Origin of the sequence: Pseudoxanthomonas gei (assembly GCF_010119615.1) — a bacterium.
GTDB classification, from domain to species: Bacteria; Pseudomonadota; Gammaproteobacteria; order Xanthomonadales; family Xanthomonadaceae; genus Pseudoxanthomonas_A; species Pseudoxanthomonas_A gei.
The window spans coordinates 332,425-349,553 of sequence record NZ_QOVG01000001.1 but is presented as its reverse complement, the minus strand read 5'-3'; the positions used below and the strand labels follow the sequence as shown (position 1 = coordinate 349,553).

16 protein-coding genes are annotated in these 17,129 nt (G+C 64.8%); 8 read left to right on the top strand and 8 right to left on the bottom strand.

Annotation, left to right across the window (positions count from 1 at the left end; translation table 11 throughout):
• Nucleotides 1-2 precede the first annotated feature (2 nt).
• From DT603_RS01555 to DT603_RS01530, 6 genes are all read left to right on the top strand, one after another.
• Nucleotides 3-1,172, top strand: coding sequence for an efflux RND transporter periplasmic adaptor subunit (locus DT603_RS01555; RefSeq protein ID WP_281350866.1), 1,170 nt, complete (start codon nucleotides 3-5; stop codon nucleotides 1,170-1,172).
• Between the two features lie 198 nt (nucleotides 1,173-1,370).
• A complete protein-coding gene (locus tag DT603_RS01550; protein WP_162348083.1) occupies nucleotides 1,371-4,547 on the top strand; it encodes an efflux RND transporter permease subunit in 3,177 nt (1,058 codons plus the stop codon).
• A gap of 119 nt (nucleotides 4,548-4,666) precedes the next feature.
• The gene (locus tag DT603_RS01545) at nucleotides 4,667-5,401 is read left to right on the top strand and encodes an SDR family oxidoreductase (protein ID WP_162348082.1); all 735 of its coding nucleotides are present in this window, start codon (nucleotides 4,667-4,669) and stop codon (nucleotides 5,399-5,401) included.
• Nucleotides 5,402-5,470: 69 nt separating this feature from the next.
• On the top strand, nucleotides 5,471-6,202 hold the full coding sequence (locus DT603_RS01540) for an SDR family oxidoreductase (RefSeq protein ID WP_162348081.1): 732 nt from the start codon (nucleotides 5,471-5,473) through the stop codon (nucleotides 6,200-6,202).
• Complete coding sequence (locus DT603_RS01535; RefSeq protein ID WP_162348080.1) at nucleotides 6,196-7,638, top strand: efflux transporter outer membrane subunit; 1,443 nt, start codon at nucleotides 6,196-6,198, stop codon at nucleotides 7,636-7,638. The genes DT603_RS01540 and DT603_RS01535 overlap by 7 nt, the downstream gene beginning before the upstream one ends.
• A 131-nt stretch (nucleotides 7,639-7,769) precedes the next feature.
• Nucleotides 7,770-8,474: a pirin family protein gene (locus DT603_RS01530; RefSeq protein ID WP_162348079.1), complete on the top strand. Its 705-nt coding sequence runs from the start codon at nucleotides 7,770-7,772 to the stop codon at nucleotides 8,472-8,474.
• 31 nt (nucleotides 8,475-8,505) lie between these two features.
• On the opposite strand, the gene DT603_RS01525 is transcribed toward DT603_RS01530, so the two are convergent.
• From DT603_RS01525 to DT603_RS01515, 3 genes are read right to left on the bottom strand one after another with little or no spacing between them, the layout of a single operon-like run.
• The gene (locus DT603_RS01525; RefSeq protein ID WP_211368228.1) at nucleotides 8,506-9,027 is read right to left on the bottom strand and encodes a hypothetical protein; all 522 of its coding nucleotides are present in this window, start codon (nucleotides 9,025-9,027) and stop codon (nucleotides 8,506-8,508) included.
• A 10-nt stretch (nucleotides 9,028-9,037) separates the two neighbouring features.
• Nucleotides 9,038-9,682, bottom strand: a complete 645-nt coding sequence (locus tag DT603_RS01520) for a hypothetical protein (RefSeq protein ID WP_162348078.1) — start codon at nucleotides 9,680-9,682, stop codon at nucleotides 9,038-9,040.
• Nucleotides 9,660-10,514, bottom strand: coding sequence for a tetratricopeptide repeat protein (locus tag DT603_RS01515; RefSeq protein WP_162348077.1), 855 nt, complete (start codon nucleotides 10,512-10,514; stop codon nucleotides 9,660-9,662). Before DT603_RS01515 ends, DT603_RS01520 begins: the two co-directional genes overlap by 23 nt.
• Before the next feature lie 235 nt (nucleotides 10,515-10,749).
• Here DT603_RS01515 and DT603_RS01510 point away from each other — a divergent pair, with 235 nt between their 5' ends.
• Entirely contained in the window at nucleotides 10,750-11,169 is a 420-nt protein-coding gene (locus DT603_RS01510) for a hypothetical protein (protein ID WP_162348076.1), read from the top strand.
• Nucleotides 11,170-11,241: 72 nt separating this feature from the next.
• Here the strand turns inward: DT603_RS01510 and DT603_RS01505 are convergent, their stop codons facing one another.
• From DT603_RS01505 to DT603_RS01495, 3 genes are all read right to left on the bottom strand, one after another.
• Nucleotides 11,242-12,108 (bottom strand): DUF6929 family protein, encoded by an 867-nt coding sequence (locus DT603_RS01505; RefSeq protein WP_162348075.1) that lies wholly within the window; start codon nucleotides 12,106-12,108, stop codon nucleotides 11,242-11,244.
• Nucleotides 12,109-12,177: 69 nt separating this feature from the next.
• Nucleotides 12,178-12,804, bottom strand: coding sequence for a TetR/AcrR family transcriptional regulator (locus DT603_RS01500; protein ID WP_162348074.1), 627 nt, complete (start codon nucleotides 12,802-12,804; stop codon nucleotides 12,178-12,180).
• 39 nt (nucleotides 12,805-12,843) lie between these two features.
• Complete coding sequence (locus tag DT603_RS01495) at nucleotides 12,844-13,101, bottom strand: acyl-CoA-binding protein (RefSeq protein ID WP_162348073.1); 258 nt, start codon at nucleotides 13,099-13,101, stop codon at nucleotides 12,844-12,846.
• 161 nt (nucleotides 13,102-13,262) lie between these two features.
• Between DT603_RS01495 and DT603_RS01490 the strand changes: the two genes are divergently transcribed.
• Nucleotides 13,263-15,251: an SDR family oxidoreductase gene (locus DT603_RS01490; protein WP_162348072.1), complete on the top strand. Its 1,989-nt coding sequence runs from the start codon at nucleotides 13,263-13,265 to the stop codon at nucleotides 15,249-15,251.
• A 51-nt stretch (nucleotides 15,252-15,302) separates the two neighbouring features.
• On the opposite strand, the gene DT603_RS01485 is transcribed toward DT603_RS01490, so the two are convergent.
• Nucleotides 15,303-16,271 carry a restriction endonuclease gene (locus DT603_RS01485; RefSeq protein ID WP_162348071.1) on the bottom strand — a complete coding sequence of 323 codons (969 nt, stop codon included), beginning with the start codon at nucleotides 16,269-16,271 and terminating at the stop codon, nucleotides 15,303-15,305.
• Between the two features lie 259 nt (nucleotides 16,272-16,530).
• Nucleotides 16,531-17,073, bottom strand: a complete 543-nt coding sequence (locus tag DT603_RS01480) for a phasin family protein (RefSeq protein WP_162348070.1) — start codon at nucleotides 17,071-17,073, stop codon at nucleotides 16,531-16,533.
• Nucleotides 17,074-17,129: the final 56 nt, after the last annotated feature.

Below are 17,129 nucleotides of genomic sequence, written 5' to 3'. Positions count from 1 at the left end.
CATTGCGCACAACCTCGCTTGGCGTGCTGCTGGCCCTGTCCGTTGCGGTGATCGCAGCTTGCAGCGGCCAGGCCGCCGAGAATGGCCAGCCGCCGCCGCCCGCCGTCAGTGCGGCACCGGTGCTGGTCAAGCAGATCAGCCAGTGGGACGACTTCAGCGGCCGGGTGGAGGCGGTGGAAACCGTCGACCTGCGCCCGCGCGTCTCCGGCTACATCGACCGCGTGAACTACCAGGAGGGTCAGGAAGTCCGCAAGGGCGACGTGCTTTTCACCATCGATTCGCGCAGCTACCGGGCCGAGCTGGCACGTGCCCAGGCCGAGCTGGCGCGCGCCCGCAGCCAGGCCGAGCTGGGCCGCAGCGAGGCGGCGCGCGCAAAGAAGCTGTCAGAGCTGCAGGCGATTTCCACCGAGACCTATGAGCAACGCCGGTCCGCCGCCGCCGAGGCCCAGGCCGGTGTCGCCGGCGCCCAGGCCGCCGTGGATGCCGCGCGCCTCAACCTGGAATTCACCCAGGTACGCGCACCCATCAGCGGCCGTGCCGGCCGCGCGCTGGTCACCGCCGGCAACCTGGTCAGCGCCGGCGATGCCGCCAGCGTGCTGACCACGCTGGTATCGCTGGACAAGGTGCATGTGCATTTCGACACCGACGAGCGCACTTTCCTGCATTACGCGGAGCTGGCCCGCAAGGGCGAGCGGCCGAGCGAGAACGGTGCTGGGGTGCCAGTGCAGGTGGGGTTGGTGGGCGAGGAAGGGTTCCCGCACACCGGCGTGGTCGATTTCCTCGATAACCAGGTCGACCCGGCCACCGGCACCATCCGCGCCCGGGCGCTGCTCGACAACAGCGATCGCAGCTTCACACCCGGCCTGTTTGCGCGCGTACGCGTGCTGGGCAGTGGCCAGGTGAACGCGATGCTGGTGGACGACAAGGCCGTGCTTACCGACCAGGACCGCAAGTACGTCTACGTGGTTGATGCCAAGCACCAGGCGCAACGCCGCGACGTGACCCTGGGCCGTACCGCCGACGGATTGCGCATCGTGGAAACCGGACTCAAGCCCGGCGACAAGGTGATCGTCAGCGGCGTGCAGAAGGTGTTCTTCCCGGGCATGCCGGTGGCCGACAAGACGGTGGTCATGGGTGCGCCGGAAGTGATGCCTGCGGTGGCCATGAAATAGCAGCATGCAAAGCCCCCTCCCTTGCGAAGCAGGGGAGGGATGGGGAGGGGTGCTCTTGGCGCTCACTTCCGACGGCAGGAGCCGACCCCATCCGTCCTTCGGGCACCTTCCCCCCTTCGCAGGGGAAGGGATCACCTCCCTGATTTCGAGGGGACGGATTTCTTTTTTCCAGATTCATCAGCTACAGGAAATCCACCCATGGACTTTTCCCGATTCTTCATCGACCGGCCGATCTTCGCCGCGGTGCTGTCCATCGTCATCTTCGCCGCTGGCCTGATCTCGATTCCGCTGCTTCCCATCGGCGAATATCCCGAAGTGGTGCCGCCATCGGTGGTGGTGCGCACCGTATATCCGGGCGCAAACCCCAAGGTGATTGCCGAGACGGTGGCCACGCCGCTGGAAGAAGCGATCAACGGCGTCGAGGACATGATGTACGTCAAGTCCGTTGCCGGCTCGGACGGCGTGCTGCAGATGACCGTCACCTTCAAGCAGGGCGTTGACGCCGACGAGGCTGCCGTGCGCGTGCAGAACCGGGTCAGCCAGGCGCTGGCGCGACTGCCCGAGGACGTGCGCCGGCAGGGCGTGACCACGCAGAAACAGTCGCCGGTTTTCCTGATGGTGGTGCACCTGGTATCCACCGACGGAAAATACGATTCGCTGTACCTGCGCAACTACGCTCGCCTGCACGTCAAGGACGAAATGGCGCGTATTCCCGGCGTCGGCGAGGCGCAGGCCTTTGGTGGTGGCGACTATGCCATGCGCCTGTGGCTGGATCCGGACAAGGTGGCCGCGCGCGGCCTGACCGCCAGCGACGTGCTGCGCGCGGTGCGCGAACAGAACGTGCAGGTGTCCGCCGGCCAGCTGGGTGCCGAGCCCATGCCCAACGGCAGCGACTTCCTGCTGCCGATCAATGCCAAGGGGCGTCTGCAGAGCACCGAGGAATTCGGAAACATCGTGCTGAAGGCGGGTGCCGATGGCGAGATCGTGCGGCTTGCCGACGTGGCCCGCATCGAACTGGCCGCCGGCGACTACACGCTGCGCGCGCGCCTGGATGGCATGAACGCATCGGCGATCGGCATCTTCCAGGCGCCGGGCGCCAATGCACTGGAAATCCGCGACGCGGTGGTCGCCAAGATGGACGAGATCTCCAAGACCCTTCCGCCGGGCGTGGAGATCAAGTCGGTCTACGACACCACCATCTTCGTGCGTGATTCGATCAAGGCGGTGGTGACCACGCTGCTGGAGGCCACCTTGCTGGTGGTGCTGGTGGTGATCCTGTTCCTGCAGACCTGGCGCGCGTCGATCATTCCGTTGATCGCGGTGCCCGTGTCCATTGTCGGCACCTTCGCCGTGCTCTACCTGCTGGGCTTTTCGATCAACACGCTGACCCTGTTCGGACTGGTGCTGGCGATCGGCATCGTGGTCGACGACGCCATCGTGGTAGTTGAGAACGTGGAGCGCAATATCGAGGAGGGGCTTACGCCTCTTGCAGCCGCGCACCAGGCCATGAAGGAAGTTTCCGGGCCGATCATCGCCATTGCCCTGGTGCTGTGCGCGGTGTTCGTGCCGATGGCCTTCCTGTCGGGCGTGACCGGCCAGTTCTACAAGCAGTTCGCGGTCACCATTGCCATTTCCACGGTGATCTCCGCGATCAACTCGCTGACCCTGTCGCCGGCGCTGGCCGCGCTGCTGCTGAAACCGCACGACGCCGAGAAGGATGCACCGACACGATTGATCGACCGCCTGTTCGGCTGGCTGTTCCGTCCCTTCAACCGCTTCTTCAAGCGTGGTTCCGAGCGCTATGAGGGCGCGGTGTCGCGGGCGCTGGGCCGCCGTGGCGCGGTGTTCGCGGTCTACTTCGTGTTGCTGATCGCGGCGGGCGTGATGTTCAAGGCCGTGCCGACTGGCTTCATTCCACTGCAGGACAAGCTGTACCTGATCGCCGGCGTGAAAATGCCGGAGGGCGCGTCCATCGAGCGCACCGATGCCGCCCTGAAGAAGGTCGCGGCCATCGCCAAGGGCATCGAAGGCGTGGACAGCGAGATCGCCTTCCCCGGCCTGAACCCGTTGCAGTTCACCAACACGCCCAACAGCGGCGTGGCGTTCTTCACCCTGAAGCCGTTCAACCAGCGCAAGAACAGCGCCAAGCAGATCAGTGACGAACTCAACCAGAAGATCGCCGGGATCCAGGAAGGCTTCGCTTTCGCGCTGATGCCGCCGCCCATCCAGGGGCTGGGCAATGGTTCGGGCTATTCGCTGTTCATCGAGGACCGCGGCAACCAGGGTTATGGCGCGCTGCAGAATGCGGTGAATGCATTCCAGGGCGCGGCCTCGCAGACGCCGGGCATGGGCTTCCCGATCAGCAGCTACCAGGCCAACGTGCCGCAACTAGATGCCGACGTGGACCGGGTCAAGGCCAAGGCGCAGGGCGTGCCGTTGACGGAGTTGTTCGACACGCTGCAGACCTACCTGGGCTCGGCCTACGTCAACGACTTCAACATGTTCGGCCGCACCTGGCAGGTCATCGCCCAGGCCGACGGTTCCTTCCGCGACGACGTCGAGGATATCGGCAACCTGAAGACCCGCAACGTCAATGGCGAAATGGTGCCGATCGGCAGCATGGTCAAGATCAGCCGCACCTACGGTCCGGACCCGGTGATCCGTTTCAACGGCTATCCGGCCGCCGACATCCTGGGTGAAGCCGATCCACGCATGCTGTCCTCGGCCGAGGCCATGGCCAAGGTCAAGGAGATCGCCGCAACCGCGTTGCCGCCCGGCATGGGCATCGACTGGAGCGACCTGAGCTACCAGGAAGCCACCCAAGGCAAGGCTGCATTGGTGGTGTTCCCGTTGGCGGTGCTGCTGGCCTTCCTGGTGCTGGCCGCGCTGTACGAAAGCTGGACGCTGCCGCTGGCGGTGATCCTGATCGTGCCGATGACCCTGCTGTCCGCCTTGCTGGGCGTGTGGCTGACCGGCGGCGACAACAACGTGTTCGTGCAGGTGGGCCTGGTGGTGCTGATGGGGCTGGCATGCAAGAACGCGATCCTGATCGTCGAGTTCGCCCGCGAGCTGGAAATGCAGGGCAAGGGCATCGTTGAATCCGCCCTGGAAGCCTGCCGCCTGCGCCTGCGTCCCATCGTGATGACCTCGGTTGCCTTCATCGCCGGCACGGTGCCGCTGGTGCTGTCGCATGGTGCCGGCGCGGAAGTCCGCTCGGTCACCGGCATTACCGTCTTTGCGGGTATGTTGGGCGTGACCCTGTTCGGCCTGTTCCTGACCCCGGTGTTCTACGTCGCGCTGCGCAAACTGGCCGGCCGCCCGCTGGTCCAGCATGGCGAGCCCGGCATCCCGCCGTCGCACGCGGTGCAGGCTTGAGGCCAAGGCAAGGACCCGATGGCGCGACCTGGCGCCGCGACTCGATCCATAGATTGCACGGGCGGCGCCAACCCGTCGCCCCGGTACTGATAACCCCCCACCAAGAATCGGAGCATCACATGAGCAATACATCCAAGACCGCGCTGGTCACCGGCGCCACCCGCGGCATCGGTTTCGAAACCGTCCGCCAGCTGGCCCAAGCCGGCGTCCACACGCTGCTGGCCGGACGCGACCAGGCCAAGGCCGTCGAAGCGGCGCTGAAGCTGCAGGCCGAAGGCTTGTCGGTGGAAGCAATCGTCCTCGACGTCACCGATGCCGCCAGCATCGGCGCCGCTGTCGAAAAAGTGACGAAGAAATTCGGGCGCCTCGACATCCTGGTCAACAACGCCGGGATCCTGCGCGACGAGCAGGGCAGGAAGGTCTCGGAACAGACCTTGCAGGCCTGGCGCGAGACCTTCGACACCAACCTGTTCGGCCTGGTCGCCGTCACCCAGTCGTTCCTGCCGCTGCTGCACAAGTCGCCGTCCGCGCGCATCGTCAATGTTTCCAGCGTGCTGGGATCGGTCGCGCTGCACAGCGATCCGGCTTCGCCGATCTACGATTTCAAGGTTCCCGCCTACAACGTTTCCAAGAGCGCGGTGAACGCCTGGACCGTGCAGCTGGCCTACGAACTCAAGGACAGCAAGATCAAGGTCAACACCATCCATCCGGGCTACGTGAAGACCGACATGAACGCGGGCGAAGGCGAGATCGATGTTGCGGATGGAGCAAAAACAAGCGTGGCCATGGCGCTGATCGACGATGCCGGCCCGAATGGCTCGTACCGCCACCTCGACAACATACTTCCGTGGTGAAGAACCGCCTGCCGGCTTGATCCGGGCAGCAAAATCCTGCGCGCAAGGCGCGCATCAATGGAGCACAGCATGAGCGACAACCTGAAAATCGCGCTGGTTACCGGCGCAACCCGCGGCATCGGCCTGGAAACCGTCCGCCAACTCGCCACCGCCGGCGTGCGTACGCTGCTGGCCGGGCGTGACGCCGCCCGGGCCGGCGCCGCCGCGAAAACCCTTCAGGATGAAGGGCTGCCAGTGGAAGCGATCGCGCTCGACGTGACTGACAGTGCCAGCATTGCAAGGGCTGCCGAAGAGATCGCGCAGAAGCACGGCCATCTCGACATCCTGGTGAACAATGCGGGAGTCTTCATCGATGATCTTGCCAAGCCGGTGTCCGGGCAATCGCTGGAAACCTGGCGCACCACGTTCGACACGAACCTGTTCGGCGTGGTCGCCACCACCCAGGCCATGCTGCCTCTGCTGCGCAAATCGTCGGCCGGGCGCATTGTCAACGTCTCGAGCGGGCTGGGCTCGCTGGCCTTGCACAGCGATGCCGCGTCGCCGATCTACGACTACAAGGTGCCGGCCTACAACGTGTCCAAGACTGCGTTGAATGGCTGGACCGTGCACCTTGCCTACGAGTTGCGCGACACCGCCATCAAGGTCAACGCGATCCATCCGGGTTCGGTGAAGACCGACATGAACAGCAATGGCGACCTCGACATCATCACCGGCGCGAAGAGCAGCGTGGAAATGGCATTGCTGGATGATGCCGGCCCGACCGGCTCGTTCACCCACCTGGGCGAGGTGCTGCCATGGTGATGCGCACATTGACGATTGCAGTCGCCAGCATCCTGCTGGCGGCATGCACGGTCGGTCCCGACTACGTGCGGCCGACCTTGCCGGCGGTGGACCAGTTTTCCAATGGCCAATCGCCGCAATTGGCCGGGGAAACGGCGCCCGCGGTGGACCTGGAGTTCTGGCGCAGCTTCGGCGATCCGGTGCTGGAACGACTGGTCGACCAGGCGCTGGTTTCCAACCATGACCTGCGCATTGCCCTGGCCCGTTACGAGCAGGCCAATGCGCTGCTGCGCAATGCAAAGTACGATCGCCTGCCGACGCTCGGCGCCAGCGCCGAGGCCAGCGATTCGCGCAGCAGCAGCGACCAGTTGCCGGGCGTGGGTCGTGCAGGTCGCGACAGCGACCAGTACAGCGCAGGTTTCAGCGCGTTGTGGGAACTGGACTTCTTCGGTCGCATCCGCCGGAGCGTGGAAGCGCAGCACGCCGACACCGAAGCCAGTGCGGCGGACCTGGCGGCGGTGCAGGTGGTCCTGGTCGGTGACCTGGCCGAAACCTACTTCGGCCTGCGCGGCCTGCAGGAACAATTGCGAATCGCCCAACAGAATGCCGACAACCAGGCCCAGACCCTGCGCCTGATCGACCTGCGGCGTTCAGCGGGAATCGGCAGCGCCTTCGAAGTGGACCGGGCCAGCACCCAGCTGGAAAGCACGCGTTCGCGCGTGCCTGCGTTGCAGTCGGCCATCGCCGTGTCCACCCATCGCATCGCGGTGCTGGCCGGGCAGACGCCCGAGAGCGTGCTGGCCGGCCTGGATGCGATTACGCCGTTGCCCTCGCTGCCCGAAACGATAGCCACCGGCACGCCCGCCGAACTGCTGCGCCGGCGTCCCGACGTCACGGCCGCAGAACGCAGGCTGGGCGCGGCCACCGCGCGTGTCGGCGTCGCGACGGCCGACCTGTTCCCGCGCTTCACCCTCGGCGGCCTGATCGGCAGCCAGGCACTGGACGCGGGGGCTTTGTTCGAGCGCGACAGCGAGACCCGGCTGATCGCCTTCGGCATCGACGGATCCTTCCTCAATGTCGGCCGGGTGCGTTCGCGAATCGCCGCGGCCAATGCGGCCACTGCCGCCGACCTTGCCGCCTACGAACAGACGGTACTGCTGGCGCTGGAGGAAACCGAAAACGCACTGGTACGCGTGTCGCGCAGCGCCGAGGAGAACGCGTTCCTGGAACGCGCCGCCGCCGCCGGCGCCCGGGCCACCGCGATTGCGCGCCTGCGCTACGACAACGGCGCCATCGACGTGCTGGACGTTCTGGAGAGCGAGCGCGCAAGCCTGCAGGCAGAGGATGCGTTCGCCCAGGGCAGGGTGCGCAACACGCTGGCCGTGGTCTCGCTGTACAAGGCGCTGGCAGGCGGCTGGCCGCAGTACGTGCCGAAGGAAAGCACTGCCGTCAGGTAAGTCGCCAGTGGAACAGGCCCACGGATCCGGGGCCAATATTTCTATATTCAGAACAATCAGTAGGTTTCGGGCACCTTTCGCATCATGCGTGGTGCCCTCATCCTGTCGGCTCCCAGATTGAGGAGCGCAACATGATCACCCTGAGACCTGCTGGCGAACGTGGCCATGCCGACCATGGCTGGCTGGATTCCTGGCACAGCTTTTCCTTCGCTGGCTACCGCGACGACGACCATGTGCATTGGGGTCCGCTGCGGGTGATCAACGAGGACCGCGTGGCCGCGGGCCGCGGCTTCGGCGAGCACGGCCACCGCGACATGGAGATCATCAGCTACGTGCTGGACGGCGCGTTGGGCCACAAGGATTCCATGGGCACCAGTTCCAGCATCGTGCCGGGTGATGTGCAGCGCATGAGCGCCGGCACCGGCGTGCAGCATTCCGAATTCAACTACAGCGAAACCGGCACCACCCATTTCCTGCAGATATGGATCATCCCGGCCGAGCAGGGCGTGGCGCCTTCCTATGCGCAGAAGCAGTTTCCGGCTGCCGAAAAGCGCGGTCGGCTGCGGCTGGTCATCAGTCCGGATGGAGCGGAAGGTTCGGTGGGCATCCATCAGGACGCGCGCATGTATGCGGGATTGTTCGACGGCGAGGAGAAAGCCAGTCTTCAAGTTTCCACGGGCCGGCTGGCCTATGTCCACGTTGCACGCGGCCAGGTAGTGGTCAACGGGCGCGCCCTGTCCGCGGGCGATGCCTTGCTCTACCGGGATGAGCCGGACATCGATATTTCCGGTGGTCACGATGCCGAGGTGCTGGTCTTCGACCTGCCGCCGGTGTAATCAGGAAGCGCGGCCTGGCCGGCAATGGCGGTCAGGCTGCGTCTGAGAGCAGCCGTGCGCGCGCAGCGCCCAGCAATGCTCTCGAATAGATCCTGTGGAATCCAAGCAGCAGGCGAAACGAGGTTCCCATCCTCTTCCTGCCTGATCTGCCGGAAGCAGCGGGAACAACCGCAGAGCCGAAGTAGAGTCGCGTGCAGGCAGTGCCGCCTGCTTCCTCCGCAACCGCCATCAGCCACGAGCGCGTGCGTCCATGCAGGTCGCAGAGCAGCACCTGGTTTTCGGATTGCCGCTCCACGTTCCAGGCGGCGAATGAGTCGGTGCTGCCATGCGCCAGTTGGGTGGCTTGTGCATCGGTGGACGGTCGCTTGACGACCCATGCCAATATGGCCCGCTCCAGCTTGAACAGACGCGTCATGTAGAACGCTTCCACGAAGCGCGTTTGCGTGACAAGTCCCGGGAGCTGGGTCGAATAACAGTCCACGTAGGCGCCCTGCTGCAGGTAAGGCTGCAGGAACGATTCTGGCGGGAGCGTGGAGGGGGCGGCGACGGCCACGATGGCCAGCTCAGGGAATTGCCGGGGCGATGGCAGGGGACGGTTTCATGCGCCACGCGTCATCGGGATCCTCAAGCAGTGAGATATCCTGCATGCGGTACTCGCATCCCAGCAGCACCAGTCCTTCCAGGCCCGGCTGGTTTGCTTCGAAGATCACCAGTGCATGCTGGTCGTCCAGCGCGCCCGACAACGGCGATGCGCTGGATTCCTCCAGCGAATGTTCTAGCCTCCCGGTCACCGCGTCGAGCGTTCCCTTGACTCCCAGCATTACCCGGTTGGGCGCGATCACGATGGTGTCGCTCTGGCTGCCCCACGCCTGGAGCGGCTCGCGCAACGTGTAGACGTCCATCATCGGCTCGCTGTATTGGCGATACGGCTGCTTGAAGTCGTCCTTGCGTTCCTCGCGAATCTCCCGCATCAGGCCCGGGTAGCGGGCCGCGTCAATGCGGCAGGCCAGCGCGTCGGCCAGTGCATCGGCGCCTACGCTTGCGGGCGGGAGCACCGGAACGGGAACGGGAACGGGCATGGGCATGGGCGTGGGCGGCGCGGTGGCCTGAGCGCGCAGCGGTGTCTGTGCGGTCGCCGCGCAGCCCGGCGCCCACGCCAGCCCGAGCAGCGCCAGCAACGCGGTCTTATTCCAGTTGCGATTTGCCATGTTCCGAATCCAGCGCTTCCATCGCATCACGCGGCTTGAGCTTGCCGGCTTTCTCGAAAGCGTTCGCGGCGTCGTCTTCCTTCTTGTCGCCATACAGCAGCAGCAGGATGTTGCCGTGCTCCACATGGGCAATGGGTGAATCCGGCGTCAGCTTCAGCGCGGTCCTGATGTGCGACTCGGCCTCGGCGGCTTTGGCGCCATAGGTAAGCCCGCCGATCATGGCGCCGATCTTGCCGATGATCTCGGCGTGGTAAAGCGCCAGTGCGGTGTGGGCTTCGGCATGTTTGGGCGCCAGTTCCAGCGCCGTATCGAGCGAATCACGCACCTTGCCGGCAATGCCCTGTTTCAGGGCCTTGGCGATGCTCAGGCCCTGGCTGTAACGGCCCAGGGCGAAAGCATGGCGATAGTGGCTGTTGGCTTCGTCTGGCAGGGCCTTGGCCGCAGCCTCGGCCAATTTCGCGGCCTGCTCGAAACGCCGGAGTTTCTCGGCTTCATCATCGACCAGGTAGGTGGCGTGGATGCCCAGCGCCTTGACGGCGACCGAGGCGCCCAGCACTCCCAGCGCTTCGCCGCTCTCAAACGCAGCCTGGAAATCGCCGTGGTGGAACGAGCGCCATGCATCCTGCAGCCGGGCCGCCAGTGTCGCTGCATCCAGGCCCTTGGCCGCCTTGCCTGCAGCGTCGATAAGCGCCTGCGCGCGCTTGACATCTGGATAGGGTTCGGTGTCACCCGCATGCAGAGCAGGCCATGCTTTTTTCAAGGCGTCGCCGCTGTAGGCGTAAGCCTTGGCGTCGTGCGGGAATGCGGCCCACTTCGATGATTTTCCTGCCATGTACGGATCCCCTCCAAGGAATTGAGCCGAGCATGGCCGGACCATGTGGGGCTGGCAAGTGTTGTCCGGCCGCGCAGGAGCGGGCCTTGCCCGCCATGTTCCTAGGTACAAACGGAAAAAAGGGCCGCCGCGGCCTGGTCCTGGCGCGGGGCAGCGTAGTGTGTTTGCTCCATGGCGGCTGGGCAGACTCCACCCCATAAGCCGGCCATCGGGGCCGGCATTCCGGAGCTCCCCCATGGCTGCCAAGAAGAAACCCAGATCCAAAGTGCAGGACACCACCCTGCGTCACCTGTGGCTGGCCGGCCTGGGCGTAGTCGCCGTCGCGCGTCGAGAAGCCCTGAACGCGACCCATGACACTGCCGCCAAGGTCGAGTCCTTCAAGAAGCAGGCAGGCAAGCTGGCGGAGGAAGCGCAGGTCAACTTGCTCGGCAGCCTTTCCAGCGTGCGTGAGCAGGGCGAGGCCAGGGCCAGCCAGTTCAGCGCCGAGGTCGAGGCACGCCTGGCGCCGGTGCTCGTCAAGCTGGGGCTCAAGCCCAAGTCGAAGCAGGCCACGCGCGGCCGCAAGCCGGCGAAGAAGGTCGTCGCCAAGCGCACTCGCGTCACGCCGGGCCGCAAGCCGGCTGCCAAGCGCGCGGTACGCACGTCCCGCGCCTGATTCCCGTCGCTGGTGTCGGTATGAGGACGCCCCGCAATGCGGGGCGTTCGTATTTTCGCGAAGCCCGTTCGCTCATTGCAGCGGCATCTGTACCGTCAGCAGGTTGGCCGGTATAGCCGCATCGTCCGCGTCGGTGACAAGCATCAGTTCCAGGTGATCCTGCGCCAGCACGGCGTGGACACCTTCCACTTTTGCGGTCGGCTCGAGCCGCTGCATGGATTGGACGTGGCCGTGCCGGTCGAGGATGCCAACCACGGCGGCAAGGCAGGGTCCGTCGAGGTAACTGTCCAAGGTGTTTTCGGCGACTGCGGTGAATACTAGCCGCCCGTCAGGCAATGCCGCGCCGTCGGTGAATGCGAGTGTAGCCCCCTCGATGCTGCCGAGGTCGACATGGCGAACCTGGCTGGGAACCGTCCCCCCTGCGATGGGCCCATCTGCATTTATCGCATCGAAGAATCGTGACAGGGGAAAGTAGGCCAGGCCGCCTGGTGGCCGCGACTTGCCGCCGCGCTGCAGCAGTACCAGCTGGTCTTCCACGACCACCGCGCCTTCAATATTCAGATCGGGAAAGGTGCCTTCCAGCGGAACATAGAATGGCGACAGGTCCACTGCACGTGGCTTGCCTGCTATGCGGCCCGACGCGTCCAATGGCAGGCACGCCGCGCTGCGCCGGTTGGGTCTTGAACCCGACCCCAGGGCCAGCAGGGCGCCGTGCGGGTGTGCGGGAAACGCGGGCAGCCGCACCAGCACTTCGAAATCGGGCTTTGCCGCTTTCCGCTCGGCGTGGCCGTCGGGCAGGACGCCCTCGAGCAGGCGCACCAGGCGGCCCGCGTTTGGGCTTGCCAGGTCGAACACGCCCAGATGCAGTTCATCGTCGGCCACCACGTAGAGCCAGTTCCCGATCACCACCATGCCGCTGGCGGCGCTGATGTGCGCCATGGCGGGTGTCTTCGGCGCCACTTGCAGGTGCAGGGTGCGAACCTGGCGGGTAGCGACGACCACCCGCAGTCAGTCCAGGTAAGCCTGCGTCAGGGTATTCAGGTGCACGCGCTCTGCATCGCGCAGGAACGGGGCCAGCAGCATCATCACCTGGACGATGCCATGGCGAATGGCGACCTGCTCGTCCTTGTCCCCACGCGCAGCGGCGTAGTTGAGCCAGAACGTGGCGATGACCAGTACGTTGGTCGCGGTGCCCGCCAGCTCCGCTGCCGAGGCGCGCATGATGCCCGCCTGCGACATGCCGCGCATCACCGTATGGGCGCTGTCGTCGGCGCGCTTGAGGATGCGGGCGAAGCGCATGCGGATGCGGCGGTTGCGGCTGAGGATCTCGACCAGGTCGCGATACAGGAATCGGTAGTCCCAGATGCATTCGAACACCAGGTGCAGCTGCAACCAGATGTCTTCCAGCCCCGGCAGGCGGCCGGAGGGCGTCTCCAGCGCGGCGTCCATGCGCTCTTCATAGCGCGCGAACAGCTGCTCGATGATGTCGTCCTTGTTGCGGAAGTGGTAGTACAGGTTGCCCGGGCTGATTTCCAGCTCGTCGGCTATATGGTTGGTGGTGACATGCGGCTCGCCCTGCGTGTTGAACATCGCAAGCGAGGCATCGAGGATGCGTTGGCGTGTGTCGCGTGCCACCAGGTCAGGGTCGGCCGGGCCGGGTAGGGCAGCCCATGGTCAGGCGGTCAGCTTCTTCACCAGGTCGACGTACTTTTTCTGCGCATCCTCCTGCGAGGTGCCCCTGAGCTTGGCCCAGGCTTCGTACTTGGCAGTGCCGACGAAGTCGAAGAAACCCGGTTTGTCACCGACGACGTCACCTTCGGAGCCTTGCTTGTAGAGTGCATAAAGCCGCAGCAGGGTGTCGTTGTCAGGCCGCTCCGGCAGGGCCTGTACCGCCTTGGATGCCTGTTCGAAGCTGCTTTTCAGATCTGCCATGTAAGATCCCTCCGGGTGATCGCGCGCATCACACCATGCGGGGCTGGATGGGTCAATGGCGGCCAGGCCAGGGCGGCATTGTCGAAGCGTGCCATCTCTGGCAACGTAGGGCGCAGGGGCACGGCGGAGGGGCCGTCCCCACATACCAGGACAGACTGCACATGAGTTATTTCGTCACCGGCGCCACGGGTTTCATTGGCCGCTACCTGGTCACCAATCTGCTCAAGCGCAGTGGAACGGTATACGTGCTGGTCCGCAAGGACTCGCAGAAAAAATTCGACGCGATCGCCAAGAAGGCCGGCTGGGACCTCAAGCGCGTCAGCGTGGTGCACGGCGACATGACCAAGGCGAAATGCGGGCTGACCCCCGCGCAACTGCGCACCCTGTCGGGCAAGGTCAAGCACTTCTTCCACCTCGCCGCCATCTACGACCTGGCCGCGAGCGCCGAATCGCAGCGTGCCGCCAATATCGATGGCACCCAGCATGCGCTGGACCTGGCCGCGACAATCAAGGCGGGCACCTTCCATCACACCAGCTCCATTGCAGCGGCCGGCCTGTACCCGGGCATCTTCCGCGAGGACATGTTCGAAGAAGCCGAAGGCCTTGACGATCCCTACCTGCGCACCAAGCACGATTCGGAAGGCCTGGTCCGCAACGAGAAGCGCCTGAAGTGGCGCATCTACCGTCCGGGCATGGTGGTCGGCCACTCGCAGACCGGCGAAATGGACAAGATCGATGGCCCGTATTACTTCTTCACCCTGATCAAGAAGCTGCGCGAAGTCCTGCCGGCATGGATGCCGGTGCTGGGTATCGAAGGCGGGCGCATCAACATTGTGCCGGTGGATTTCGTCGCCGATGCCATGGACCACATTGCGCATAAGCCGAAGCTGGACGGGCAGACCTTCCACCTGACCGACCCCGAGCCCTTGCGTGTCGGCGAGGTGTTGAACATTTTCTGCCGGGCCGGCCATGCGCCCGAGATGACCATGCGCCTGGACGCGCGCATGTTCGCCTTCGTGCCCAGCAGCATCCGCGGTGCAGTGGGCAACCTGCCCCCGATCAAGCGCTTCATCGGCATGCTGCTGCGCGACTTCAAGATCCCCAAGGAAGTCCTGAAGTTCATCACCTATCCCACCCGCTTCGACAGCCGCGAGACCGAGCGGGCATTGAAGGGTACGGGGATCGTGGTGCCCAAGCTGGACACCTATGCCTGGCGGCTCTGGGATTACTGGGAACGGCACCTTGATCCGGACCTGTTCATCGACCGCACCCTGAAGGGCAAGGTACGCAACAAGGTGGTGGTGATCACCGGTGGCTCCTCGGGCATCGGCCTGTCCACCGCGCAGCGCGTGGCCGAAGCAGGGGCAATCACGGTGATCGTGGCGCGCGGCGAAGAGGAACTGTTCAAGGCGCGCGACGAGATGAAGAAGGCCGGCGGCAAGGTGTTCGCCTACACCGCCGACCTTGCCGACATGGCCGACTGCGACCGGCTGGTGAAGCTGGTGCTGGAGGAACACGGCCACGTCGACATCCTGATCAACAATGCCGGGCGTTCGATCCGCCGCTCCATCGAGGCCAGCTATGACCGCTTCCATGATTTCGAGCGCACCATGCAGCTGAACTACTTCGGCAGCGTGCGCCTGATCATGGGTTTCATGCCCACCATGACCCAGCGCCGCAAGGGCCACATCATCAACATCAGCTCCATCGGCGTGCTGGCCAGCTCGCCGCGCTTCTCGGCATACGTGGCTTCCAAGGCCGCGCTGGACGCATTCAGCCGCTGCGCGCAGGGCGAGCTCTCCGGCAAGGGCATCAGCTTCACCACCATCAACATGCCGCTGGTGAAGACGCCGATGATCGCGCCCACCAAGATGTATGACAGCGTGCCCACCTTGTCGCCGGAGGAGGCGGCCGACCTGCTGGTCAAGGCCATCATCGAGAAGCCGAGCCGCATCGCCACGCGCCTGGGCATCTTCTCGGCGCTGATCCATGCGTTCGCGCCGAAAGCCTACGAAGTCATCATGAGCACCGCGTTCGAACTGTTCCCTGATTCAGCCGCGGCCAAGGGCGACCGCAAGGCGCTCAAGGAAGCGGCCCCCAGCCAGGAACAGATCGCGTTCGCCTCGCTGATGCGCGGCGTGCATTGGTAACAGCCGCGTGCCGGACCTGCTGGAGTAGCCGGGTCTAGCCGAAGCGCTGTTTCAGAGCGCTTCGCATTGGCGCCAGTGCACCGGGTCGGTGCTGCCCTGCGGCGGGTTCATCTGTACCCGGGTCATGACAAGATCCGGATACGACTGCAGATGGCGGCAGACCAGCGGCCAGGCATCCTTTTCGGCAATCTCGCGGTCCACGGAAAGCGTGGAGCGGGAAATCCACATGCCACGGCCAATACCTGGGGTGATGCTCAGCTTTCGCGACACTTCGGCGCGGTGCTTTTCCGTATCGGCCGCTGACACGACCGGCGCCGCGACGACTGCGGGGGGCTGCACAGGCGGAATGACCAATGTCGGGGCGGCCGGAGGCGCCTGCGCTGTGCTGTCGGCAGCCACCACCGCTTCGCCCCGCGTCCCCGCCGGCTTGAGGACGGCCGGGAATACCAGGGCCGAAGCCAGGCCCAGGGTCAACGCACCCAGCCAGGCGATGCCGATGTGGCGGCGCGCGCGTGCTGATGCAGTACCTACGATGCGGCGTTGCAGGTTGCCTTCGACCAGGGGTTTGACGGCGGGCCACAGCAGCGGGCCGTCGATGACCTCGATGTTGTGCTTGGCCGCTTTTTCAACGCCGCCCTTGTCCAGCACACCTTCGGTGACCAGGATTCCGCCATGGGCGCCGCGCAGTCGAATCTCGGAGGCGAATTCGTCCACCGCGGCCGTGCCGATGCGATAGGCCGAGCCATGCTTGCATGCAAGGAGCAGCTGTTCGCCCTTGCCCGCGAGCATGAAGCTGGAGCTGTGCTCCTGTTTTTCCTCGTGCGTGGAGGGGAGCCGCGCCAGGCCGCGCATTTCCATCGCTTCCAGCACCAGCCGGGAAAAATCCCGCCAGCGCATGCCGGCCAGGGCAAGCAGCCCAGCGGCAGTTTCATCGTCGCGGCGGCGGATCAGCCAGAGATAGGCGGTGGTGGCCGTACCCACCAGCAAGGTGAGGGCTATTCCGAACAACCAGGCGGGCATGTAGACCTTTGCGAGTATGGGAAGTGCGCCGCCATTCTACGCGTTGCGTATCAATGCCATGTCTACGCCACACATTCCGTGGGATTCAAGTCGGGGTGGGCGGATCGCTGGCACAAAAAAGCCCGCCAGTTCGAAGTCGTAAGGGGAGGGGAGCATACGTGCTTCGATGGAACTGGCGGGCTAATAATGATTGTTACGCTTCAGATGCTGCCGTGCAACAAAAAAATTGGCAACACTGAGTACCACTGTTGAGCGCTGCTTATTTGTCTGATTTCCGCGCAGCTTTCTTTACCGGCGCGGCCTTTTTGGCAGGCGCCTTGCGCGGAGCAGCCGGGGCCTTCTTCACTGGCTTGCGCGGCGCAGCCTGGCCACCGAGCTTGCGCAGTTCACCGTTGAGGGAGTCAACGCGGTCGATCAGCGCGCTGAGATCTTCGCGGCTGGGCACTTCAAGGCGGCGCAGGGCGCGCTGTACGCGTTCTTCAAAGACCTTTTCCAGGCGATCCCAGGTGTCCGAGGCGCGTCCGCGCGCCTGTCCGACCTTGTTCTCGACAACATCGCGTACTGCTTCAACCTTGCCGCCGGCTACCTTGCGGGTGATCTGCTCCAGGGACAGGCCTTCCTTGACCAGGGATTCGAACAGCTTGGTGCCTTCGGCCTGGGCGCGACCGAATGCGCCGACGCCGGCAAGCCATACCTGTTGCGCCGATTCGCCGAGGTTCTTCGACAGGCGCTCGGCCTGGTCCTGCAAATTCGGATTTTTCGCCGAGGCGGTCTTGCGCGCGGTTTTCTTGAGCTTGGCCATGATATCCGTCGACAAAGAATGAGGAAGCCGCAGAATCACTGGCTTGTCTAGAGCTT